This window comes from Microbacterium sp. 22215 (assembly GCF_052045655.1).
Classification (GTDB): domain Bacteria; phylum Actinomycetota; class Actinomycetes; order Actinomycetales; family Microbacteriaceae; genus Microbacterium; species Microbacterium phyllosphaerae.
On the sequence record NZ_JBQEPC010000004.1, the window covers coordinates 307,965 to 331,146 of the forward strand.

The 23,182-nt window shown below is 68.6% G+C and carries 22 protein-coding genes; 8 read left to right on the forward strand and 14 right to left on the reverse strand.

What is annotated here, in order from left to right:
- Positions 1-5: 5 nt before the first annotated feature.
- Together ACTJKH_RS09455 and ACTJKH_RS09460 are read right to left on the reverse strand one after the other, a co-directional pair.
- A complete protein-coding gene (locus tag ACTJKH_RS09455) occupies positions 6-632 on the reverse strand; it encodes a response regulator transcription factor (RefSeq protein WP_440736679.1) in 627 nt (208 codons plus the stop codon).
- Positions 629-1,813 (reverse strand): sensor histidine kinase, encoded by a 1,185-nt coding sequence (locus tag ACTJKH_RS09460; protein ID WP_440736680.1) that lies wholly within the window; start codon positions 1,811-1,813, stop codon positions 629-631. Before ACTJKH_RS09460 ends, ACTJKH_RS09455 begins: the two co-directional genes overlap by 4 nt.
- Before the next feature lie 163 nt (positions 1,814-1,976).
- Between ACTJKH_RS09460 and ACTJKH_RS09465 the strand changes: the two genes are divergently transcribed.
- The gene (locus tag ACTJKH_RS09465; RefSeq protein WP_440736681.1) at positions 1,977-3,047 is read left to right on the forward strand and encodes an FtsX-like permease family protein; all 1,071 of its coding nucleotides are present in this window, start codon (positions 1,977-1,979) and stop codon (positions 3,045-3,047) included.
- Positions 3,044-3,739 carry an ABC transporter ATP-binding protein gene (locus tag ACTJKH_RS09470; RefSeq protein WP_440736682.1) on the forward strand — a complete coding sequence of 232 codons (696 nt, stop codon included), beginning with the start codon at positions 3,044-3,046 and terminating at the stop codon, positions 3,737-3,739. The genes ACTJKH_RS09465 and ACTJKH_RS09470 overlap by 4 nt, the downstream gene beginning before the upstream one ends.
- A gap of 105 nt (positions 3,740-3,844) precedes the next feature.
- Here ACTJKH_RS09470 and ACTJKH_RS09475 read toward each other — a convergent pair whose 3' ends face one another.
- Genes ACTJKH_RS09475 through ACTJKH_RS09490 form a run of 4 tightly spaced genes read right to left on the reverse strand, consistent with a single transcriptional unit; the run spans position 3,845 to position 7,763 of the window.
- Complete coding sequence (locus tag ACTJKH_RS09475; RefSeq protein WP_440736683.1) at positions 3,845-4,186, reverse strand: DUF4440 domain-containing protein; 342 nt, start codon at positions 4,184-4,186, stop codon at positions 3,845-3,847.
- A gap of 47 nt (positions 4,187-4,233) precedes the next feature.
- Positions 4,234-4,929 carry an aspartate/glutamate racemase family protein gene (locus ACTJKH_RS09480; protein ID WP_440736684.1) on the reverse strand — a complete coding sequence of 232 codons (696 nt, stop codon included), beginning with the start codon at positions 4,927-4,929 and terminating at the stop codon, positions 4,234-4,236.
- Between the two features lie 3 nt (positions 4,930-4,932).
- Positions 4,933-5,928, reverse strand: coding sequence for a hypothetical protein (locus tag ACTJKH_RS09485; protein WP_440736685.1), 996 nt, complete (start codon positions 5,926-5,928; stop codon positions 4,933-4,935).
- 8 nt (positions 5,929-5,936) lie between these two features.
- Positions 5,937-7,763, reverse strand: coding sequence for a substrate-binding and vWA domain-containing protein (locus tag ACTJKH_RS09490; RefSeq protein WP_259161171.1), 1,827 nt, complete (start codon positions 7,761-7,763; stop codon positions 5,937-5,939).
- A 128-nt stretch (positions 7,764-7,891) separates the two neighbouring features.
- Between ACTJKH_RS09490 and fdhD the strand changes: the two genes are divergently transcribed.
- Positions 7,892-8,782 (forward strand): formate dehydrogenase accessory sulfurtransferase FdhD, encoded by an 891-nt coding sequence (fdhD, locus tag ACTJKH_RS09495; RefSeq protein WP_440736686.1) that lies wholly within the window; start codon positions 7,892-7,894, stop codon positions 8,780-8,782.
- A complete protein-coding gene (locus tag ACTJKH_RS09500) occupies positions 8,772-11,117 on the forward strand; it encodes an FdhF/YdeP family oxidoreductase (RefSeq protein WP_440736687.1) in 2,346 nt (781 codons plus the stop codon). The genes fdhD and ACTJKH_RS09500 overlap by 11 nt, the downstream gene beginning before the upstream one ends.
- A gap of 15 nt (positions 11,118-11,132) precedes the next feature.
- Here the strand turns inward: ACTJKH_RS09500 and ACTJKH_RS09505 are convergent, their stop codons facing one another.
- Positions 11,133-11,582 carry a MarR family winged helix-turn-helix transcriptional regulator gene (locus ACTJKH_RS09505; RefSeq protein WP_440736688.1) on the reverse strand — a complete coding sequence of 150 codons (450 nt, stop codon included), beginning with the start codon at positions 11,580-11,582 and terminating at the stop codon, positions 11,133-11,135.
- Positions 11,583-11,696: 114 nt separating this feature from the next.
- Here ACTJKH_RS09505 and ACTJKH_RS09510 point away from each other — a divergent pair, with 114 nt between their 5' ends.
- A complete protein-coding gene (locus ACTJKH_RS09510) occupies positions 11,697-12,884 on the forward strand; it encodes an MFS transporter (protein WP_440736689.1) in 1,188 nt (395 codons plus the stop codon).
- Between the two features lie 33 nt (positions 12,885-12,917).
- Here the strand turns inward: ACTJKH_RS09510 and ACTJKH_RS09515 are convergent, their stop codons facing one another.
- Positions 12,918-13,736, reverse strand: a complete 819-nt coding sequence (locus ACTJKH_RS09515; protein WP_440736690.1) for a shikimate 5-dehydrogenase — start codon at positions 13,734-13,736, stop codon at positions 12,918-12,920.
- A gap of 563 nt (positions 13,737-14,299) precedes the next feature.
- Between ACTJKH_RS09515 and ACTJKH_RS09520 the strand changes: the two genes are divergently transcribed.
- A complete protein-coding gene (locus tag ACTJKH_RS09520) occupies positions 14,300-14,506 on the forward strand; it encodes a cold-shock protein (RefSeq protein ID WP_042540947.1) in 207 nt (68 codons plus the stop codon).
- A 93-nt stretch (positions 14,507-14,599) separates the two neighbouring features.
- Here ACTJKH_RS09520 and ACTJKH_RS09525 read toward each other — a convergent pair whose 3' ends face one another.
- From ACTJKH_RS09525 to ACTJKH_RS09535, 3 genes are all read right to left on the reverse strand, one after another.
- Entirely contained in the window at positions 14,600-15,265 is a 666-nt protein-coding gene (locus ACTJKH_RS09525) for an HAD hydrolase-like protein (protein WP_440736691.1), read from the reverse strand.
- 63 nt (positions 15,266-15,328) lie between these two features.
- On the reverse strand, positions 15,329-16,024 hold the full coding sequence (gene nucS / locus ACTJKH_RS09530; protein ID WP_056310825.1) for an endonuclease NucS: 696 nt from the start codon (positions 16,022-16,024) through the stop codon (positions 15,329-15,331).
- 9 nt (positions 16,025-16,033) lie between these two features.
- Positions 16,034-17,311 (reverse strand): MFS transporter, encoded by a 1,278-nt coding sequence (locus ACTJKH_RS09535; RefSeq protein ID WP_440736692.1) that lies wholly within the window; start codon positions 17,309-17,311, stop codon positions 16,034-16,036.
- A 59-nt stretch (positions 17,312-17,370) separates the two neighbouring features.
- On the opposite strand from ACTJKH_RS09535, the gene ACTJKH_RS09540 reads away from it, so the two are divergent.
- Positions 17,371-18,432: a LacI family DNA-binding transcriptional regulator gene (locus tag ACTJKH_RS09540; protein WP_440736693.1), complete on the forward strand. Its 1,062-nt coding sequence runs from the start codon at positions 17,371-17,373 to the stop codon at positions 18,430-18,432.
- 2 nt (positions 18,433-18,434) lie between these two features.
- Here the strand turns inward: ACTJKH_RS09540 and ACTJKH_RS09545 are convergent, their stop codons facing one another.
- The 3 genes from ACTJKH_RS09545 to ACTJKH_RS09555 form a co-directional block, all read right to left on the reverse strand.
- A complete protein-coding gene (locus ACTJKH_RS09545) occupies positions 18,435-19,937 on the reverse strand; it encodes a hypothetical protein (protein ID WP_440736694.1) in 1,503 nt (500 codons plus the stop codon).
- A 121-nt stretch (positions 19,938-20,058) separates the two neighbouring features.
- Entirely contained in the window at positions 20,059-20,388 is a 330-nt protein-coding gene (locus ACTJKH_RS09550) for an L-rhamnose mutarotase (RefSeq protein ID WP_210096523.1), read from the reverse strand.
- 14 nt (positions 20,389-20,402) lie between these two features.
- Positions 20,403-21,731, reverse strand: coding sequence for an alpha-L-fucosidase (locus tag ACTJKH_RS09555; RefSeq protein WP_440736695.1), 1,329 nt, complete (start codon positions 21,729-21,731; stop codon positions 20,403-20,405).
- An 85-nt stretch (positions 21,732-21,816) separates the two neighbouring features.
- Here ACTJKH_RS09555 and ACTJKH_RS09560 point away from each other — a divergent pair, with 85 nt between their 5' ends.
- Positions 21,817-23,160 (forward strand): alpha-L-fucosidase, encoded by a 1,344-nt coding sequence (locus tag ACTJKH_RS09560; protein ID WP_440736696.1) that lies wholly within the window; start codon positions 21,817-21,819, stop codon positions 23,158-23,160.
- The last annotated feature ends 22 nt before the right edge of the window (positions 23,161-23,182 follow it).

A 23,182-nucleotide genomic window follows, 5' to 3' on the forward strand; every position in this document is an offset into this window, starting at 1 on the left:
ACCTGTCAGCGCAGGATCCCCTTCCGGCGAGCCGCCGAGACCGCGGCGGTGCGTGAGCTGACGTCGAGCTTCGAGAAGATGTGTGCGAGATGCGACTTCACAGTCGTCTCGCTGACGAAGAGCTGTTCTGCCACCTCGTTGTTCGATCGCCCGGCGGCGACGAGCTCGAGCACCTCGATCTCACGGCTGCTGAGGCTGACGCGGGGCGCGCGCATGCGGTCGAGCAGGCGGGAGGCGATCACCGGCGCGAGCGCGCTCTCTCCGGCTGCCGCCGCGCGCACGGCGGCGGTCAGCTCATGCGGTGGGGCGTCTTTCAGCAGGTAGCCGCTCGCGCCGGCCTCGACGGCGCCGAGGATGTCGGCATCCGTGTCGTAGTTCGTGAGCACGAGCACGTAGGGCGGAGCTTCGAGCGCACGGATGCGTCGCGTCGCGTCCACGCCCGTGGCCTGCGACTGGGAACCGAACTGCAGGTCCATCAGCACGACGTCGGGATTCTCCCGCTCGGCGCAGGCGACGGCCTCGTCGGGTGTCGACGCTTCTGCGACCACCTCGAGATCCGGCTCGAGGCTGAACAGGGCTGTGAGCCCGGCGCGGACGATGGGGTGGTCGTCGGCGATGACGAGGCGGATCATGCGAACTCCGTGAGCGGGAGGTCGACGGTCAGTGTCGTTCCCCGGCCGGATGCCGTGTCGATCTCGAGCCTTCCGCCCAGCTGCTGCACCCGCTCGGCGGTGGCACGCAGACCGAAGGAATCGGACTTCTCGACGGTCCCCGATGCAGGGAGTTCTGCATCGAATCCGGTGCCGTCATCGTCGACGGTGAAGTGGAGGCGGTCGCCGTCGAGGCTGATCGTGACCGTCGCCGTCGTGGCGTGAGCGTGCTGGATGACATTGGCGATCGCGCCCTGAGTGATGCGCAGCAGCGCCGTCTGCAGATACATGGGCAGGACGATCGTGTCGGACACCCGCACCTGCACGTCGAGTCCCTGCGTGGCCCACTGCGTTCGCGCCAGTCGGCGCAGCGCCCCGCCGAGGGTCTGGTCGTCGAGCTGGGGAGGCGTCAGCTCGCGGATGAACCGGCGCGCCTCGACGAGGTTCGCGGCGGCCGTCTCGCGAGCGAGTCGGATGTGCTCGATCCCCGGGCGCGCGTCGTCGGCGCGCTCTGCGGCATGCAGCAGCATCTGGATGCTGGAGAGTCCTTGCGCGAGCGTGTCGTGGATCTCACGGGCGAGGCGGGCGCGCTCTGCGAGGACGCCGGACTCGTGCTCCCGTGCGGCGAGCTGTCCGCGGGTCGCGAGCAGCTCGCGCACCAGCGCTTCTCGCTGCTGCGCCTCTCTCGCCAGCGCCTGATAGCCGAGGCCGATCAGGAGGGCGACGCCGGCGCCGACGAACGGGCCGACGACCCCGCCGACGCTCCACCCGCCGTGGATGCCGAGCGCGCAGACCGCGACGATCGTCGCCACAAGGATCGCGGCGGATCCCGCCCATCGCCCGAGAAGGTGGAGGAACAGGAAGAAGAGAGGGAAGACGAGGTAGGCGGCATCGGCGCTCAGCCAGAGCAACCCCAGCCACTCTGCCGAGAGCAGGGCCAACCAGATCAGTGACATCACCCGTCGTCCACGGGAGAGACGGGTGAGCAGCAGTCCGGACGCGTAGGTCGCGGCGACGACCACGGCGAGGACGATCGCGGCGGCGCTCGAATCCGACGGGTCGAGCACCGCACGGGCGATGACGACTCCCGTCAGGGCGAAGAAGAGAACGTGAAGACCCGTCCGCAGACCCACGAACACCGGGGTCAGAGCGGTATGCGCCATGGATCGAACTCTACGCCGACGCACGGATCGGCCGCATCGTCCGAAAGGACGATCCAGGCGTCCTCCTCCTGGGTGCGAAAGCCCGTCCCGGTGGCCGATGACCGCGACGACGCAGGCGGCGAAAGTGGAATGGTCGCCGCATCGGAGACAGGAAAGGCTCATCATGTTCGTCGCGTTACGCGATCTTCGCTTCGCCAAGGGGCGATTCATCCTCATCGGCTCTGTCGTCGCCCTCATCACCCTTCTCGTCGGGTTCCTCAGCGGCCTGACGGGTGGCCTCGCCATCCAGAACGTGTCGGGTGTGCTCGCACTGCCCGCTGATCGGATCGTGTTCTCCGCGCCCTCGGGTGGCGACGGCGCGGCGAGCTTCGCCGACTCCACGATCACCGAGCAGCAGGCGAAGGACTGGGCGTCGAGGGATGGCGTGACCGACGCGCGCCCCCTCGGCATCAGCCAGACCCGCGCCGAGACCGACGACACCCGCGCCGCGATCGCTGTGTTCGGCGTCGAACCCGGCTTCGACGCGAGTGCGCCCTCCGGGGACGGCCGGCTGCGCCTGTCGGTTCCCGCCGCGGATGCGCTCGCCGTGAAGGTCGGCGAGCAGATCGAGATCGCCGGCGTCTCCTACGACGTCGAGACGATCGACGGCGACGCCTGGTACAGCCATACGCCGGTCGTGCAGATGACCCTGCACGACTGGCAGGCGTACTCGGCATCCACGGGAAACCCTGATGCCTACGCCACGGTCCTCGCCGTCTCCGGCGACCCCGACTGGGATGCCGCGGATGCGGCCGACGACACGATCTCCGAGACGACCCTCGGATCGCTGACGGCGCTGAGCGCCTTCCGTTCCGAGATCGGTTCGCTCCTGCTCATGGTGGCCATGCTGTTCGGCATCTCAGGACTCGTCATCGGGGCGTTCTTCACCGTCTGGACCATGCAGCGAAAGGGCGACGTCGCCGTCCTCAAGGCGCTCGGCGCGAGCACGCGCTCCCTGATCCGCGACGCGTTGGGCCAGGCGCTGGTCGTGCTGCTGGTGGGCATCGGCGTCGGTCTGGGGCTGGTCATGGTGCTCGGCCTGCTCGCCGGCACCGCCCTCCCGTTCCTGCTGAGCCCGATCACGACCATCCTTCCTGGGGGCATCATGATCGCCCTCGGCCTCGCAGGCGCCGCTTTCGCCCTGCGCTCCGTCACCTCCGCCGACCCCCTCACCGCCCTCGGGAGCAACCGATGATCCGCCTGAATGACATCACCCTGACCTTCCCCGACGGCGACTCCCGGGTGACCGCCGTGGACGGCGTCTCCCTCACCGCCCACCCCGGAACCGTCACCGGCATCACGGGACCCAGCGGCTCGGGCAAGTCGAGTCTGCTCGCCGTCGCCGGCACCCTCCTGCGTCCGGATTCCGGCGAGATCCTCATCGACGGGAGTGACGTCACGGCACTCAGCCCCGCCGAGGCCACGCGTCTCAGGCGGGATCGGATCGGGATCGTCTTCCAGCAGCCCAACCTCATCCCCTCGCTGACCGCTCGCGAGCAGCTGAGCGTCATGAACGAGCTCGGGGCCCCGCACAGCCGGCGCCATCGCGCCAGCGCGGCCGCCCACGCGGACGAACTGCTCGCTGCGGTGGGCCTCGCCGAGCACGGTCACAAGAGGCCGCACCAGCTCTCCGGCGGACAGCGTCAGCGAGTGAACATCGCTCGAGCCCTGATGAACGATCCGAGTGTGCTGCTGGTCGACGAGCCCACCAGCGCGCTCGATCAGGAACGTGGGGCCGCGATCATCGACCTCATCCTGAGGCTCACCGACGAGCGGAACACCTCGACGCTGCTCGTCACCCACGACCTCGTGCACCTCCCGCGCATGCACGGGGTGCTGCACCTCGTCGACGGTCGTGTGGTCGACGCCGCCGTTCCGATGCGCTGAGCCCGCAGCATCGCGGTCAAGAGGCCGCCGAACCAGCGGTGTTCACAGTGCCCTTCGGCTCGAACAGGAGCGCGAGCGCTCGAGTACTGATGACTCGGAAGCGGCTCACGCTCGGTCGACTGCGCCGCCGAAGTAGACCTCGACCGCGCGTACGCGGCCTGCGTCCACCCGCAGCGCTTCGACGTTGCGGAACCGTACCCCGTCGACGTGGTATTCGTAGCGATGCAGCACCAGGCCGTCGACCTCGAGCAGCTGCAGGGTTGTCGACGGCGCGTCGAAGTGGTCTGCCGTCGGGAAGCAGATCCGCAGCCACGCCGCCTTGTCGAGGTGGTCGTCCTGAGGGCTGGTGAAGTCGAAGTCCTCGGCCATCAGATGCTCCGCCGCCGAGCGGTCCTGCTGCTGGAAGGCGGTCATGAAGCTCTGCACGACATCGACGGCGCTGCTCATGACGCGAGCCTACGCGCGATCGAGTGCCGCGTGCGGGTGACCTCAGGTCAATCGTCGGCGAGAGCGCGGTCCACGGCGACCTCCACGTGCAGCGCGGTCGTCGGGAAAACCGGCGCCGGTGAGTCCTCGGCTCCGACGAGCAACTCGAGCTCGGTGCATCCGAGGATGACCCCGTCCGCCCCACGATCGACCAGTCGCACGATGATCTCGACCATCTGTCGCCGTGAGGCCTCGACGATCTGCCCGTGCACGAGCTCGTCGTAGATGATCGAGTGCACGACGGCGCGATCGTCGGCTTCGGGCACGATCGAGCGGATGCCGTGGGACGTCAGTCGATCGCGGTAAAAGCTCTGCTCCATCGTGAACGCGGTCCCGAGCAGGCCCACGGTCTGGACCCCTGCCTCTGCGACCGACTGCGCGGCGACGTCGCCGATGTGGAGGAACGGGATGCCGACGGCATCCTCGATCCGGTCGGCGACGAGGTGCATCGTGTTCGTGCACAGCACCAGCAGCTCGGCACCTGCGGATTCCAGGGCACGTGCACGATCAGCCAGCAGGGTGCCGGCCGCGTGCCAGTCGCCGCGCGCCTGCATGGCCTCGATCTCGGCGAAGTCCACCGAGTCCAGCACGATGCGTGCGGAGTGGTGTCCGCCTAGCCGATGGCGGACGCGCTCGTTCGCGAGCCTGTACCACTCGAGCGATGATTCCCAGCTCATGCCGCCGAGCACTCCGATGGTCTTCATCGGTCAGTCCCCGGAGCTCTGCTTGAACTGGCGCTCCCAGTCGCGCAGCTCGCTGCGACCGATGAGCGAGTCGAGCGACACCTGGAACTGCAGTCCCTTGCGGGCGTTGACCTGCTTGATGTTGTCGACGATCTGGGTGGTCACCGACGACAGAGCTTCGCGCACCTCGGCGATGCGCTCGTCGGGGGCATCCCACAGGTCGGGTCGGGTGAGCAGGTCGAGCAGATAGTCGCGGTCGAGGGCGGCGACCAGACGAGCGAGCTTGTCGGAGTACTCGGCTTCGGCCAGCACGCTCTGATCCTCGCCGGCCTTGGCGTCGAGACGGATGAACAGCTGCTCGACGTGCGACGCGAGGGCGTCGATCCCCGCCGCCGTCTCGGCCGCCACCGGGCTGCCCGGCACCGCGGCGTAGTCGGCGCGGAGTTCGCGCAGACGGTTCACTCGCAGACGGATGCCGGCGGGCACCGGATCCGTCGACACAGGCGCCGCACGGCGTCGCCGCCGAGCGATCAGGCCAAAAGCAGTCACCGCGGCCGCGACGAGCACGACCCCGCCGATCACGAACGGGATCACGGGGTTGGCGACGAGGGTGTCGTCACCCGACGAGGTCGGTGTCTCGGCCGAGATCTCCTGCACCGTCTCGACGAGCTGATCCTTGAGGCTCCCGCCCGAGGACTCGTTCTCATTCGCGATGCGCAGCGCGTCGTCGATCGTCGCCGATGCCGCCTGCAGGTCATCGCCGATCGCGACGATCACGGTCTGCTGACTCGCGCCCGCGGTGAGCTGCTCGAGGATGTAGGTGTTGTACGGGGTGTCGCGCGCGGCATCCGCCGGCAGCACCACCACTGCGATCGAGCCGTCGCCCGGGGCGACGCTCGTGAGAGCGTCCGTCAGCGCCGGTCCACCGGACACGTCGGGGTCGACATAGATGTTCTGCCCGGATATGCCCGCAATGGCATCGTCGATCCAGGGATTGTTCGACGCGGAGAGAGACGGCACCGGAATCCTCAGAAGTTGTTGATGACGGATGCGAACACGAGGTCGATGCGCTCCGCGTCGGAGGCGTCGAACAGCTGTCCTCCGGTCACGTCCGCGATCCGCTGCAGCGCCGAGGTGTCGGCGCCCTCTCCATACGCGATCGGGAATATACGCACGGGGGCGTCGTCACCGCCCTCCTTGGTGCTCTTGCCGATCTTCGCGATGAGCGAGTCGAGCGAGACGCTCGAATCGGTGTCCTCACCGTCCGACAGGACGACGATCGCGTTGATGCGCCCGGGCTCCGCTCGTTCGCTCATCGCCTCGTAGGCCAGCAGGATCGAGTCGTAGAGCGGGGTGCCGTTGCGCTGCGCGTACCGGAGGTCGTCGAGCGAGGAGTCGAGCTTCTCGCCATCCGACCCGAGGGCGTCGACGTCACGCAGCACCTGGATGCCTTCGCCCTCGTCGGACGAGATGCCGGTGGTGAACGCCCAGACGCCGATCTCATCGGTCGGGCGGAAGTGGTTCAGGGTCGACTGCGCGCCCTCGATCGCTCCGTCGAGGCGAGAGCGTCCGTCGCCGATCGGGTCGTCCATGGAGCCTGAGATGTCGATGAGCTCGAGCACGGATGAGGGCTTGCGCACCTGCGTCCACTGGTCGATCGCGGTCGAGATCACGTCGACATCGGGCTTGGGAAGCGTCACGGTGGGCTGCGCCGGGTCGACGCCGAACTTCGCGGTGAACAGGTCGCCCAGCGGCACCGATTCGTCGAGCGGGCGGAAGCCGTAGTCGGGAAGGATCTTCTGCGCCGCGGTCGTCTGCACGAACGCGGCGAAGGCCTCGCCGGCGGTGCGCTGGTCGGCGGTGATCCAGTCGGCGCCCAGAACGGTGATCGGGTTGTCCGACCACATCGATCCGCCCTCGGGGTAGACGGCGACGAGCTTGGTCTTCGGCGGGGTCAGGGTCTCGCCCGGCTGCACGGTGTGCGAGTCGGGGTTGCCCTGGTTGTAGTTGAGCAGCGAGGTCTCTTCCAGCGCGACGGCCGAGACGTACGCCGAGCCGTTCGAGCCGTTCTGCGTCTCGTCGTAGAGCGTCGAGAGCACGTTGCCGGTGGTGTCGCCGTAGTGGATGACGCACTCCTCGAACACCCGGGAGAAGTCGGCTGAGGCCTCGACGTCGGCGGAGGTGAGTCCCTCGGCCTTGCCGGTCGCCTCGTACGACTGCATGAGGATCGTCGAGAGTCCCGTGGTCGAGGTGTTCGGGTTCGTCTTCGAGATCTTGAACGCACCCCAGATGTCCTTGCCGACACTGCCCCAGCCGTCGGGATCCTGGCAGAGGTTCTCCAGGTCGGTGATGCTGATGGGGGTGTTCGGCCAGCCGAGGGCGGTGGCCATGGGCTCGGGCATCCCGAACACCACGGGCGTGCGCGTGAACGACTTCGGCTCGCCGACGAGGCTGGGCGATGCGGCCGCCGCGACGCGGTCGGTCCAGACGGTGGATGCCGGAGACCACAGGGTGGGCCAGAGCGACGTGTCATCGCTCGGCCAGTCGTCGCCGGAGGTGAGGAAGCGCGTCGCATTGCCGGACGAGACGTTGGTCGGACGCACCGTCGCGCAGGTCTCGAGCCCCTTGTGCTCGGGCGAGTCCTTGAACGCCTTGGCCAGCTCGTCGAGCATGTTGACCTTCTCCGACGACGTCGCGACCGCGATGTGCGTGCAGCCGTCATCGGGGAAGCCCTGCGCTCCATCAGTGGTCGTGCCCTCGTCGCCACCGCCGGTGCAGGCGGTCAATGCCAGGGCGACGATCGCCGCCATGGCGAGGGCGGCGGGGGTCCGTCGTGCGTTGCGGGGCGCGCTCATGCGCCTAGGCTACCCAGGTATCGCGCCGGCGATCACGGATCGGTTCGATCTCGTGACCCGCCCGATCCCGTCGAGTGGTCGATCCCGCCACCCGCCCGATCGCAGCCCCGCGGAGTACGCTCGCTCGTGTGGGGCGGATCACGACGAGGCGACCGGTACTGAAGCTCACCCTCGGCGAGGGTGCGGTCCGGCGAGCCGACACGCTCGCCGTCGAGGAGCCGCTCGAGATCAGGGTCGGCGGCTCGCCGCTCGCGGTCACGATGCGGACTCCGGGGCACGACGTCGAGCTGGCGGCCGGGTTCCTCGTGTCCGAGGGGATCATCGCGCGGACATCCGACTTCCACTCCGCGATCCACTGCGGCGGTCCGGGCACCGGCGGCCAGGAGAACACGTACAACGTGCTCGACATCAGCCTCGCGCAGGGAGTCCCGCTTCCCGACCCCGAGGCCGCTCGGCGCTTCTACACGACCAGTTCCTGCGGGGTCTGCGGCAAGGCGAGCATCGACGCCGTGCGCACCGTGTCGCAGCATCCGGTCGTCGACGACGACATCGAGGTCGGCCCGGAGCAGATCGCATCGTTCCCCGACCGGCTGCGTGCCGAGCAGGCGGCGTTCGACAAGACCGGCGGTCTGCACGCGGCAGCGCTGTTCGACGCGGACACCGGCGAGATGCTCGTGCTGCGCGAAGACGTGGGCCGACACAACGCGGTCGACAAGGTGGTGGGCTGGGCGGTGCTGAACGACCGGCTGCCCCTGCGGCGGCAGATCCTGCAGGTGTCGGGGCGCGCGAGCTTCGAGCTCGTGCAGAAGGCGGCGATGGCCGGCATCCCGATGCTCAGCGCCGTGTCGGCTCCCTCCTCGCTGGCCGCTGAACTCGCCGACGAGTCGGGGGTGACGCTCATCGGATTCGTCCGCGGGCGAACCATGAACATCTACACGCACGCGCACCGGGTGCGCGTCGGCGGCGGGGGGATCGGCGCGTCCGAACCCGCTGCGGAGGGAGCGAGCCATGCTCGATAGTCAGGGCACCGCAGGCACGGCATTCGGTCTCATGCCGGTCGAGCCGCGGCAGGGAGGATACGGCCCGCGCACCGATCGAGCCTGGTCGCGCAAGCCGTACGGTCACCCCGCTGCGGGGTGGGGAGCCGCGGTGTCGGTGGGGCGTGTGGTGCTGGATCAGCGCGAGCCGATCGCGGGGCCCCTCGCGATGCTCCAGATGAACCACCCGATCTCGGGCTACGACTGCCCGGGCTGCGCGTGGCCCGACGACCTCGGCAACCTGAAGCTCGACATCTGCGAGAACGGCATCAAGCACGTCACGTGGGAGATGACGCGGAAGCGCGTCGACCGTCGTTTCTTCGCCGAGCACACGGTGACCGAGCTCGCCACCTGGCCGGATTTCGATCTCGAAGACCAGGGGCGCCTGACAGAGCCGATGGCCTATGACGCGGCCACCGATCACTACGTGCCGATCTCGTGGGACGACGCGTTCGCGCTGGTCGGCGACGAGTTGCAGAGCCTCGACAGCCCCGACGAGGCCGCCTTCTACACGTCCGGACGGCTCAGCAACGAGGCCACATTCCTGTACCAGCTGATGGTGCGGGAGTACGGCACGAACAACCTGCCCGACTGCTCGAACATGTGTCACGAGGCGTCGGGCCGGGCACTCAAGGCCTCGATCGCCACGGGCAAGGGCACGGTAGACATGCACGACTGGGACGACTGCGACGCCCTCTTCGTGCTGGGCGTGAATGCGGCATCCAACGCTCCGCGCATGCTCACGGCGTTGGCGGATGCCGTGAAGCGCGGTGCCCAGGTGGTGCACGTCAATCCGCTCGTCGAGGCCGGGGCCACCCGCACGATCGTGCCGCACGACTTCGTCGACATGGCACGCTTCAAGGCGACCGGCACGAGCACGATGAACCTGCAGGTGCGCCCCGGTGGCGACCTCGCGCTGATCCGCGGCATGTCGAAGGTCGTCTTCGAGGCCGCGGCCGATGACCCCTCCGTGCTCGACTCCGAGTTCCTCTCGTCGCTGACGAACGGCGTCGATGCGTATCGGGCGCTCGTCGAGGCGACGCCGTGGCCCGATCTCGTCACCCAGTCGGGACTCACCGAGGAGCAGATCCGCGCAGCGGCCGCGGTGTACCTCGCGTCGGAGCGCACGATCATCAGCTGGTGCCTCGGCGTGAGCCAGCACGAGCACGGCGTCGACACCGTCCGCGAGATCGTCAACCTTCTACTTCTGCGCGGCAACATCGGCCGAAAGGGCGCCGGACCCTCGCCGATCCGCGGGCACAGCAACGTGCAGGGCAACCGCACCTGCGGCATCGACCACCGGCCGACGGATGCCTGGCTCGATCGCCTCGCCGAGGTCTGCCGCATCGATCCGCCGCGGCATCCTGGACTCGACACCGTGCGCACGATCGAGGCGATGCACGACGAGCGGGTCAAGGTGTTCGTCGGTATGGGCGGCAACTTCGTGCTCGCCGCCCCGGACACCCCTTTCACCGCGCAGGGTCTCGAGAAGTGCCGACTCACGGTGCAGGTGAGCACGAAGCTCAACCGCAGTCACCTCGTGCACGGCGAGAAGGCCCTGATCCTGCCCTGCCTCGGGCGCACCGAGCGTGACCAGCAGGCACAGGGGCCGCAGGGTGTCACGGTCGAGGATGCGATGAGCATGGTGCACCTCTCGGTGGGGCGCAAGCAACCGGCATCCGCGTACCTGAAGTCGGAACCCGCGATCATTGCGGGTCTGGCGAAGGCGACGCTTCCTGACACGCAGACCCCGTGGGACCGGTACGTCGGCGACTACGACACGATCCGTGACGTGATGGCGAAGGTGCTGCCGGGCTTCGAGGGGTTCAACGAGCGCGTGAGCGACAGGCACGGATTCCGCATCCCGCAGCCGGCCAGGGAGCGCGTGTTCGAGACGCCGTCGGGCCGCGCGGAGTTCTCGCACGCCCCGCTGCCCGACGTCATCCCCGAGTCGGCCGACACACTCGTGCTGCAGACCGTGAGATCACACGACCAGTGGAACACCACGATCTACTCGAACGACGACCGCTACCGCGGTGTGAAGAACCTCCGCGAGCTCGTGTTCCTGCACGAGGACGACATGCGCGACCGCGGGCTCGTCGAGGGCGACCTCGTCGACATCGTCTCGACCTCGAAGGACGGATCGACACGGATGCTCAGGGCGTTCCGCGCCGTGCCGTACGACCTTCCGCGCGGCAGCGCCGCCGGCTACATGCCCGAGATGAACGTGCTGATCGGCCGCAAGGACTTCAGCGCGCAGAGCGATCAGCCGCTGATGAAGAGCATCCAGGTCACCGTGGCGCGGGCGGGATCCTGACCGGATCCCCGGCGGCTACGCATCGACCGTCGAACCCTGCAGTGCGTGCACGACCGGCGCGAGTTCGGGCTGCGTCACCGCCTCGCTGAGGGCGCGCTCGAGGGTGTCGTCATGGATCGGGTGCGCCTGCTCGTAGAGCGCCAGGCCGGCCGGAGTGAGCTCGGTGTAGATGCCTCGGCGGTCGTCGGCGCAGAGGATGCGGGTCAGCAGCCCGCGGTCCTCGAGACGCGTCACGAGACGCGTCGTCGCACTCGGGCTCAGCGCCGTCGCGCGGGCGAGCTGTTGCATCCGCATGTGCCAGCCGTCCTGCCTGCTGAGCGCGTCGAGCACGGTGTACTCGACGACAGAGAGACCCACCGAGGCTCCGAGCGCCTTCTCGAGATCGGCCTCGATGATGCCGTGCAGAGCGGCGAGAGTGCGCCAGCCGCGCGCCCGGATCTCGACAGCGTCGTCTGAGATGCCCACAGTGACCTCCGAAGTAGTTGCTTGCGCGGGATACTTGCGTGTGCAATGATTATCCCTCGTGACGCAATATCCCGCGTCTGCAACTACTTTAGCAGAGGACTTCGGAGCACACCCATGCCACTCGGACTCATCGCACTCGCCATCGGCGCCTTCGGGATCGGACTCACCGAGTTCGTGATCATGGGCCTTCTTCCTGAGGTCGCCACCGACTTCGGAGTCACCGAGGCCACGGCGGGCTGGCTCATCTCGGGCTATGCGCTGGCCGTCGTCGTCGGCGCGCTCGGCCTCACCGCCGCCACGACGCGACTGCCGCGCAAGCCCGTGCTGCTCGGACTCATCGTGCTGTTCATCGCCGGCAACGCCCTCACGGCCCTCGCACCCGACTACACGGTCGCCATGATCGGCCGCATCATCGCCGCCCTGTGCCACGGCGCGTTCTTCGGCATCGGATCGGTCGTCGCGGCCGAGCTCGTCGCCCCCGAGAAGAAGGCACGGGCGATCGCCATCATGTTCACCGGCCTCACCGCCGCGAACGTCTTCGGCGTCCCCTTCGGCACGTTCCTCGGCCAGCAGTTCGGCTGGCGCTCGACGTTCTGGGTGATCTCCGCGATCGGCGTGGTCGCCTTCGCCGGCATCGCCCTGCTCGTCACCGCCCCGAAGTCCACCGGCCCGCAGGTGAGCCTCCGGAGCGAGCTCCGCGCCTTCCGCTCCGGCCAGGTCTGGCTCTCGCTCATCGTCACCGCCCTCGCGTTCGGAGGCATGTTCGGCGCCTTCACCTACATCGCCTACACGCTCACGGGTGTCACGGGCTTCGCCGACACGACCGTGCCCTGGCTGCTCGTGCTGTTCGGCGCGGGCCTCGTGGCGGGCAACTGGATCGGCGGACGTCTGGCCGACCGCTCGATCGACCGCACGCTCCTGATCTTCATCGCCGCCCTCGTCGTCGTACTCGTGCTGTTCGGCTTCTTCGCGTGGTCGCAGCCCGTCACGATCGGCATTCTCGTGCTGATGGGAGCGTTTGGGTTCGGCACGGTGCCGGGGCTGCAGAGCCGCATCATGCACTACGCCGGCGGAGCGCCGACCCTCGCGTCCGGCGCGAACATCGGAGCGTTCAACATCGGCAACGCGCTCGGCGCCTGGGCCGGCGGCCTCGGCATCGCCGCGGGTCTCGGCTACACCTCACCCATCTGGATCGGCGCCGCGATCACGGCATCCGCCCTCGTCGTCATGGTGATCGCGGTGGTCGCGGCACGGAGGCCCGCGCCGGCCACCACCGGCAGCTTCCAGACCGTCGCCGCGTGAGGGGTCCGGTCCCGACAGGTGCGGGTGCGGTGACTACTGCGCCCGCATGAACTCCTCGGCAGCGGCGACCTGCTCGGGGGTCGGGCGGATGCCGGTGTAGAGCACGAACTGCTCGAGCGCCTGCAGGGTCGCGACCTCGGCTCCCGTGATGACCGTCTTGCCGGCCGCGCGTCCCGCGGCGATCAGCGGGGTCTCGGCCGGGAGCGCCACCACGTCGAACACGACGGATGCCGCCGCGATCTGCGCCTCCGAGAACGACACGGTGTGCTCGTCTGCGCTTCCGGCCATTCCGAGCGGCGTGATGTTCACGATGATGTCGGCGGTCACGGCATCCGCATCCGCCGTCCAGTCGAACCCGTAGAGATCGGCGAGCCCGCGACCGCGCTGCTTGTTGCGCGCGGCGATCGTGACCCGCGAGAACCCGGCGTCACGGAAAGCCGCGGCCGTGGCCTTCGCCATTCCCCCGGAGCCGCGCAACAGCACAGACGCAGAAGGGGCGAGTCGATTGCGCTCGATCAGCTGGGCGATCGCGCTGTAGTCGGTGTTGTAGGCCGTGAGCACGCCGTCGTCGTTGACGATCGTGTTGACCGAGTCGATCGCGGTGGCCGACGGATCCATCCGGTCGACGAGCGCGATGACGTCTTCTTTGTACGGCATCGAGACGGCGCATCCGCGGATGCCGAGGCCGCGCACGCCCGCGATCGCCTGGTCGAGGTCGGTGGGGGCGAATGCCTTGTAGATCCAGTTCAGCCCCAACTCCTCGTAGAGGAAGTTGTGGAAGCGGGTTCCGTTGTTGCTCGGACGCGCGGACAGCGAGATGCACAGCGTCATGTCCTTGTTCAGCATGGTCACGTCATCAGGCTACTCGCGGTTGCCGGGCGCGAACGGGCGGAAGATTCTCACCGATCTCGTCCGGGGTCAACCCCCATGGCGCCGCGGGGCGTGCTCGCCTAGTGTGGGAGTGCGTGCACAGGGGATTGATCGTCTCCGTCTACCCCAGATGACGGGCTGCCTTCCCCAGAGGCAAAGGCGATCCGTGCACGCGATTGGGCCCTCTCGAGTGGTTCTGTCCCCAACGGGCTGCTCGAGAGGGCCGCTGATCGCTGCACTTTCCAACTTTTTTCGGATTTGTCCCCCAAATGGGGGACAAACGGGTTGCGGAGGGGTTACGCTGGAATCTGACGCACCCTCCGGTCGTCTTCGGCCCTCATCGCTCCCCCCGCGGTGAGGGCCACACCATTTTTCAGGCCCCTCTCGATGCCGAGACGAGCGCCTCCTGTGTGACCGACGGTTACCGCTCGTGCAACATTTGGGTTACGGGCTGACCTCGGGACTTCCGCTCAGCGCGTGCTCCACTAGCGTGGAGCACGTCGGGGCATCCTGCGTCGGCTTCTTTCCAGCAGAACAGGCAGTACATGAGCACCCAGGGCACGGTTAAGTGGTTCAACTCGGAGAAGGGCTTCGGCTTCATCTCCCCCGACGACGGCGGCGCTGACGTTTTCGCGCACTACTCCGCCATCGAGTCATCCGGCTACCGCTCTCTTGAAGAGAACCAGCGAGTCGAGTTCGACGTGGCGCAGGGCCCCAAGGGCCTGCAGGCTGAGAACATCCGTCCGCTCTGAGCGGACGATCACAGAACTCCCTGACCGGGGTCCGCAACTCGTTGCGACCTCCGGCAGGGAGTTCTGTGCTTTCTGAGGGGCAGGCCTGAGCGGTCAGCTCAACAGAAGCGCGCGCAACTCGTCGGCGGATGCTGCGCGGAACGCGGCCTCGTCGCCTTCGTGCGTGTCGCTGAAGCCCCACTCGACGAAGATCACGGGCACGCCGTTCGCGTTGCCGCCCTCGACGTCGTGGTGACGGTCTCCGATGAGCACCGGGCGCGACACGTCTGCGCCGCGCTCGGCCAGACGGCGCAGGGCCTCGGCCACGATGTCGGTCTTCGACGCGAGGGTCGATTCGTCGGGCGTCGCACCGACGGTCGTGAGGAAGTACGGGCGCAGCTCGAAGAAGTCGATGATCGCGTCGACCTGGATCTCGGGCTTCGAGCTCGCGGTCGCCTGAGGCACACCGGCGGCGTGCAGATCGCGGATGATCTCGGGCACGCCGGGGTAGGCCACGACGTCGGTCGTGTAGCCATCGGCCTTGCCGAGAGTGCGATAGAAGCTCACGGCCTCGGCGGACTGCTCGGGGGTCATCCCCGCCTGCGCCTGGAAGGACTCGAACATCGGCGGCCCGATCCAGTGCACCAGCTCCTCGCGGGTCGGCGCCGGGTGCCCGAAGTGGGTGAGGGCGACGTTCAGACGGCGGAGGATGCCGACCGATGCGTCGGCGATCGTGCCGTCGACATCCCAGAGCACGCAGGAGTAAGGGGAGGAAGCCATGTCTTCCAGCCTATGGGCAGTGCACGGTGCGACCGACCGCGGTGAACATCTGTGCAGCTCGCCTCAGAAGAGGCGGGGGATGCCGGACTCGATGCCCTTCATGTCGTCGTAGTCGAGCACGAGGCAGCGGATGCCGCGGTCCTCGGCGAGCACCCGAGCCTGCGGTTTGATCTCCTGTGCGGCGAACACGCCCTGCACCGGTGCGAGGTGCGGGTCACGACCCAGCAGCTCGAGGTAGCGGGTGAGCTGCTCGACGCCGTCGATGTCGCCGCGGCGCTTGATCTCGACCGCGATGGCCGCGCCGTCGGCATCCCGCACCAGGAGGTCGACCGGACCGATCGCCGTCGGGTACTCGCGGCGCACCAGTGTCGCGCCGTCGGAGATGCGTTCGACCTGTTCGGCGAGAAGTCGCTGCAGGTCGGCCTCGACGCCGTCCTTCTGCAGGCCGGGGTCGATGCCGAGCTCATGCGTGGTGTCGTGGAGGATCTCGTAGATCTGCACCCGCAGCGCGTCGCCGGTCTTCTTGTGCGTCACGCGCCAGACCTCGGTGACGCCCGCGATCGACTCCTCTTCACCGGGTTCCTCGGAGGCGAGCGAGCACGGCGGGCTCATCCAGTTCAGCGGCTTGTAGCTGCCGCCGTCGGAGTGCACGAGCAGACTCCCGTCGCCCTTGTGCACGAGCAGACGTGTGGCGAGCGGGAGATGAGCATTGAGCCGCCCGGTGTAATCCACGGAGCAGCGGGCGATGACGAGACGCACCCGTCGAGCCTACTTCGTCGGGCGGACGGAGGAGTTCTCGCGGGTCGAGGTCGCGGCGACGCGCGGCGTCGACATCTCGTCCTGGCGCAGGGGCCGGGCTGCGCCCGAGAACAGACCAGACAGCACGACGAGGCCGACGAGGATGAACAGCGTGTTCAGCAGGCCGATGTGCTCGCTGATGAAGCCGAGCACCGGCGGGCCGCCCAGGAACGAGATGTAGCCGATCGTCGCGGCAGCGCTCACGCGCGCGGCTGCTTTCGCGGGGTCGTCGGCCGCGGCCGACATTCCGAGCGGGAAGCCGAGCGATGCGCCGATTCCCCACAGCGCCGCACCCACGAAGACGAGCGGGAGGCTGGGTGCGAGGATGAACAGCAGGATGCCGGATGCCGCCGCGACCGCGAGGATGCGCAGCACGGCCACGCGGCCGAAACGGTCGACGAGGGGCCCACCGAAGACGCGCACGACGGTCATCGCGACCGAGAAGGTGGCGAGAGCGGCTGCGCCGAGCGCGGTTCCGCCGCCGTGATCCTCTGCGACGCCCAGCGCGAGCCAGTCGTTGGCGCCGCCCTCGGCGAACGACATGCCGAGCATCACCACGCCGATCGCGTATGTGCGGGGCTCACGCCAGGCCGACAGCGCGACATGCATCCGATCGCGCCAGTGCGGCTTCTCGCCAGCCTCTGCGCTCGGATCGAGAGCCTCCTGGCGGCGGGGGACGCTGGCGATGCTGACGACCCCGATTGTCGCGATCAGCACCGCGATGACGAGCGTGTGGGTGAAGACGTTGATCTGCAGCTGTGCGGCGAGTGCGCCGAGCCCTGCGCCGATGACGGTGCCGAAGCTGAAGAAGGCGTGGAACAGCGGGAGGATCGTCTTTCCTGAGTGCTGCTCGATCGCGGTGGCCTCGACGTTCATCATGACGTCGACGCATCCGTTGCCCAGGCCGAACAGCACGAGGCCGATGAGCACGACGGCGTACGAGCCGAGCACGTTGGCTCCGATGCCGATCAGGGCGACACCCGAGGCGAAGGTGAAGATCGACACCATCATGCCGAGGCGTGCGCCGGTGCGCGCCATGATCGCGGGGCTCGTCGAGATTCCGATGATCGACGCGATCCCCGCGCCGAGCAGCAGCATGCCGACCTGAGCCTTGTCGACCTCGAGCGCGAGCTTGATGTCGGGGACACGAGATGCCCAGGTCGCGATCGACAGACCGCTGGCGAGGAAGATCGCGAAGATCGCCGTGCGCCAGCGCACGTACTGCGATCGGGAGAGAGCCGTGTCCATGATGCACAGCATATCGAATCGATTCGATGCGAGGGAACCGGGGGAGCTATCCTCGGAGTATGACGAGTCATGAGACCCCACGCCGAGCGACGATCGCCGATGTCGCCCGCGCGGCGGGAGTCGCGACATCGACCGCATCCGTCGTGTTCAGCGGCAAGGCCAACGTCGCGCCGGCCACGCGCGAGCGGGTGCTCGCGGTCGCTGCCGAGCTCGGCTACGCCGGCCCCGACCCCCGTGCCGCATCTCTTCGACGAGGACGCAGCGGCATCGTCGCTGTCGTGCTCGAAGGGCACCTGCGGGCGGCGTTCCTCGACCCCGTGACCACCGCGATGATGGACGGCCTCACCGATGGAATGGCCGATCTGAGTGCCGGCATCCTGCTCATGCGCGATGAGCCGGGCGATGACGGATCGTCGCTCTCGAGCGCGCCCGTCGATGCGGTCGTGCTCATCGGATGCTCCGGTCGCACCAAGGCCTCGCTCGACATCGTCCGCAGCCGCGGTCTCCCGGTCGTCGTGATCGAGGGGGATGCCGGAGAGGGGATCCCGAGGATCACCCTCGACAATGCCGCAGCGGCCGCCGACGTCGCCCGCCACCTGCGCGACCTGGGGCACCGCGACGTCGCCCTCGTCACCCTGCCGCTCGACACCGCGCGCGACCGGGGGCCGGTCACGCAGGAGCGCATCGACTCCGCGACCGTCGACGTCACGATCGACCGCCTCGCCGGCATGCGCGAGATCTTCCCGGATGCTCCGGCGATCTCGGCCGGAGGCAGCCTGATCGATGAGGGGCTTCTCGCCGGACGGCAGCTGCTGGCGGATGCCGAGTCTCGACCGACCGCCATCCTCGCCCAGAGCGACCTCATCGCCGTCGGAGTGATCCGCGCGGCGGAGGAGCTCGGGCTCCGCGTTCCGGAAGATCTGTCGGTCGCGGGGTTCGACGGCATCGCCGCCGACGGGCTCGGCGACCTCGTGCTCACCACCAGCGTGCAGCCCGCCGTCGAGAAGGGCCGCGCGGCGGGAGAGCAGGTCGCCCGGATGCTGCGAGGCGAGCCCGGGCTCACGCTGCACCTCACGTGTCGGTTCCGCGAGGGAACGACGACGGCACCGCCCGCGCGCTGATCTCAGCTGTGTGCGGGTCCGAGGGGCAGCGTCGCGTCGCCGAAGTCGAGGATCGAGTACCGGCCGCAGTCGACGACCTCGTCAGGGACGGCGGACACCGGGAGATCCCACTGCACCGTCTGCGAATCCTCGACGAGGAACGAGACCTCACCGACGGCGAAGTCCGTGCGATTCACGAGCCAGGCGTAGGCGTTGAGCCGGTGGTCGACCTGCACCAGCTGTGACGGGTCGTCGAGGTGCAGCTTCGGAAGCCGCACGGTCCAGAACTGCCCTGCGCCGGTGCGACCGGAGGCGTCGACCCAGGCGGTGACGCAGGCGAGATCGGGGTCGGGCTGCTGGACGGCATCCGCGAGGCGGGGGATGCTGAGGGCGCCCCCGACCACGAGCAGCGCGCCGGCCGTGACGGCCGCCCCTCGGCGCAGGGGCACAGTCAAGGTCACCGCCCGGGGCGCGGCGACGAGGATGAGCAGCGGTGCGAAGACGACCGGTTGGAGGTAGCGCGCCGCGTGGGTGCCGAGTGCGATGGCGCCGATGACGACCAGCAGCGGCATGAGCCAGGCCACGGCGGCGACCAGCCGCGAGCCGACGTCCGGGGCGCGGACGGTGCGGACCACTGCGAGCGCGACGAGAGCCAGGGTCATCACCAGAGCGAGGATGCCGAGCGGGGTTGAGAGACGGTCTGCGAGCAGCCCGCCGTAGTACTCGATCGATTCCGGCCAGAGCTCGGGCTGCGCGTATCCGGCTCCGGTGTTGGCGATCCATGCCGCGAACGGAATACGCGCGAGGAAGCCGAGTCCGGTCGCTCCGACGAGGACGACCGACGGGGTGAGGATGCGGGTCCGCCGGCCCGCGTCGAGCAGCGCGGCCACCGAGAAGACGAGTATCAGCGGCACCGTAGCCCAGACGGCGAAGAGCGGGTTGGTGAGGGTCGAGACGAAGGCGACGGCACCGAGGGCGACGGCGAGCCCGATGCTTCGGGGCGATCGATCGAGCATCCGCCGCACGACACCGACTGCGAGGACCACGGCGACGACCGTCGTGGAGTAGTAGGTGGTGGTCAGTTGCAATGAGGCCAGCTCGAGCGCGTCGCGCGACGCGGACGTCTCGGTCATCGCCAGGGCGCCGAAGACAGCGAGAGCGATGATCGACCAGGTCACCGGAGCGGAACCCGGGCGGGACCGGCCCGCGACCAGGCGTATCGCCCCGTACAGGGCGAGCAGGTTCAGGGCCGCGCTCACCGCGAAGAGCCCGTTCGCGCCGAGGGGGAGGGCGGCGTCGAGAGCCGCGAAACCGGCGGATTCGGGGAGGAAGAGCACGCTCGACATCGCCCAGTCGAGCTGCTCTCCGGAGAGCAGAGACCGGGCGACCATCGCGACGATCAGTGAGTCGCCGTCGCGGAACATCAGCTCGGCGCGGGCGGACGCCGCCACCGTGGCTGCGGTGATCAGCGAGACGGCGGCGGCCGCCATCCACCCGGCCAGCTCTCGCACCCATGCCCGTGTCACGGGGCTACTCTGCCACGGCCCGCGCACGTTCGAATCGCCTGAATGACCGCGTCCGGACACGATTCACGACCACTTGCGCGATTCGAACGTTCGGCGACCCTGTCGAGATGACGGTTCGGGGTCAGGACGAGGCCTGAGCCCGCAGATCCCAGATCTGCTCGAGGGGCGCCGTGCCCTCGTCGCCATCGGCATCGCGGAAGACCTCGACGAACCGGCCGATGTCGGCCTGCCAGGCGTGGTCGGCCGGGTCGTCCTTGAGAGCAGCCACGGCGGCATCCCAGTCATCGCAGTCGACGAGGTGGAAGAGGCGGTGTCCCGATCGCCAGATCGTCCAGTCGTGGATGCCGATGCGCGCGAACGTCGCGGCGAGGGCTTCGGGGATGCGGGCATGGTTGGTGCGGTAGTCGTCGACCGCTCCATCGCGGATCTCGGAGTGCAGGGCGATGCGCATGAAGAGGCCTCTCGTCAGTCCCGGGTTCGGAAGGAGATCGCGACGGGGGTCACGGCATCCTCCACATCGACCAGGATCCCACCATCCACGCGTTCGGCCGCGATGTCACGCTCGCCGATGCGGGCCGTGCCCTCGTCGAGGATGCGATCGGGGTCGGGCAGGCGCACCGGACCGGTCTGATCGACGACGGCGTGCACCGCGTCATCCGTGCGTGTCCAGCGGATCCAGGGCTCGTCGGATGCCGGCATCCGCCCTTCCGGTCTCGCGCCGAGCACGGCGTGGCCGTAATGCCGGTTCCAGACGCCGATCCCTTCGAGGGTCTGCCGCTGCAGCTCGGGGATCCTGCCCGATGCCTCGAGTCCGATGTTCAGCAGCAGGTTGCCGCCGCGCGAGACGACGTCGACGAGCAGGCGCACGGCTTCGTGCGCCGAGAGCAGATGCTCGTTCGTCTCGTTGCGGTTATGGCCGAACGACAGGCCGATGCCGCGCGTGTTCTCCCAGGCCTCGCCGACCTCGACCGCGGTGCCGTGCACGTACTCGCTGGTGCGGAAGTCCCAGTGCGATTCGCCCCAGCGGTCGTTGACCACCCCGTCGGGCACGCGCTCGTAGAACGTCTGGAACGCATGCGCGAGGCTCTTGGGGCCGGGCTCGATCCCTGCGTCGGGCCAGCGGATGTCGCCCCAGAGGATGTCGGGGCGATAGCGGTCGATCAGGTCGATCACATGATCGTGGGCGTACTCGGCGTAGGCGAGGTCGTCGGGAGCCGGGTCGTCATCGTGCTCGATGGGAGGCAGCCCCGAGAAGTGCCAGTCGAGTCCGCCCGAGTAGTAGACGCCGAATCGCAGTCCCGCCGCGCGCGTGGCATCCGCGAACGCTCCGATCAGGTCCTGCCGCGGACCACGTGCGACGGTGTTGCGGCCGTCCGTCCCGGGGGCGTCCCACAGGGTCACGCCGTCGTGGTGCTTGGTGGTGGGGATGAAGTAGCCGGCGCCCGTCGCGGCGACCACGGCGAGCACCTCTTCGGCGTCGAAGTCCTCCGCCTTCCATGCGTCGAGGAAGTCGTCGTAGGGAGCGCCGCCGTGCACCCGCTCATGGTGCATCTGAGCCGGGGAGCCTTCGATGCGCATCGTGTTCGCGTACCACTCGGCGTAGGGGTTGTGGGCGTACCACTCCTCCCTCGGCACCGCTCCGAGCTCGCCGGTCGGCTCCGCCCAGGCGGGCACGGAGTAGGGGCCCCAGTGCACGAAGATCCCGAGCGCGGCGCCACGGAACCATTCGGGCAGAGGCCGCTGGAACTGTCGATACGCCTCGGGACGAACGGGATCGGTCTTGAACATCGCCATGGTCGGCACCTTTCATCACACCCTTGTGAACGGTTTCGTCTATCACGTATCCTATAGGAAATCTTGAACTCGAAGGAGAGACTCGATGACGGACGCAGGCTTCCGACGGCCCACAGAACGCATCCCCGGCGGGGAGTGGTTCAGCGGGGCGGGCTTCGGCATCTTCGTGCACTGGGATCAGGCGTCGCAGCAGGGGATCGAGATCTCCTGGCCGCTGGTCGGGCGCTCGATCATTCCCGGAGTGGATGCGGTCGAGGATGCCGTGACGGTCGCCGAGTACCAGGCCACGGCGCCCACGTTCGACCCGACCGAGTGGGATGCCGCCGATCTCGCCCGCCGGGTGCGGGAGGCCGGCGCCACCTACGTCGTCTTCACCGCGCGTCACCATGCCGGATACAACATGTTCTTCACCGAGCAGTCGGACTTCGGCGTCGAGCACGGCCCCTTCGGGCGCGACATCACCCGCGAGTTCGTCGAGGCCGTCCGGGCCGAGGGTCTGAAGGTGGGCATCTACTACAGCCTTCCCGATTGGAACCACCCGGACTACCCCGCGTTCCGTGACGAGGACCTGCCGTACAAGCTCGAGCACTGGCCCGCCGCGGGCCTCGCGGAGTTCGCGGACACCCCGGACGCCACTGACCGCCACCGTCGCTCATCGCCGGAGGAGTGGTCGCGCTACCTCGACTACGTGCGCGCTCAGCTCACCGAGCTGCTCTCGAACTACGGTCAGATCGACCTGCTGTGGTTCGACGGCGACTGGGAGCGCTCGGCCGTCGAGTGGACCTCGCCGGGGCTGCGCCGCCTGATCAAAGAGCTGCAGCCGGACGTCGTCATCAACGACCGCCTTCCCGGCCAGGGCGACTACCGCACCCCCGAGCAGGGCTTCCCGCTCAGCCCGCCGTCGGGTCCCTGGGAGCTGTGCCTCACGATCGGCGACCACTGGGCGTGGCGCAAGGGCCCAGACAACGAGAAGTCCGCGAGGTCGCTGCTCGTCACGCTCATCGACGTCGTCGCCCGCGGCGGAAACCTGCTGCTCAACGTGGGTCCTGGCCCCGACGGCACGCTGCCGGCGGTCGAGCAGGAGCGGCTGGGGGAGTTCGCGGGATGGATGCAGGCGCACGCCGAATCCGTCATCGGCGTCGAGCCCACCGAGGGCATCGACTTCCACGGACCGACCACCGCACGCACCGGACGCCTCTACCTGCACCTGACCGCACTGCCCGTCGAGGAGATCATCGTGCGCGGGCTTCCGGTGCGCAGGATCACCCGCGTGCATCGCCTCGCGGACGACCTCGAGCTGCAGCACGACGCGAGCTTCGAGGTGCACGAGGCATCCACGGCGGGTGACGACCTCGGCGAACTGCGCATCGTCGCCCCCCAGCCCAGCGGCGCCCTGATCGACGTCATCGCCATCGACTTCTCCGAGTGACCCGAGCAGTACCCGAACACCC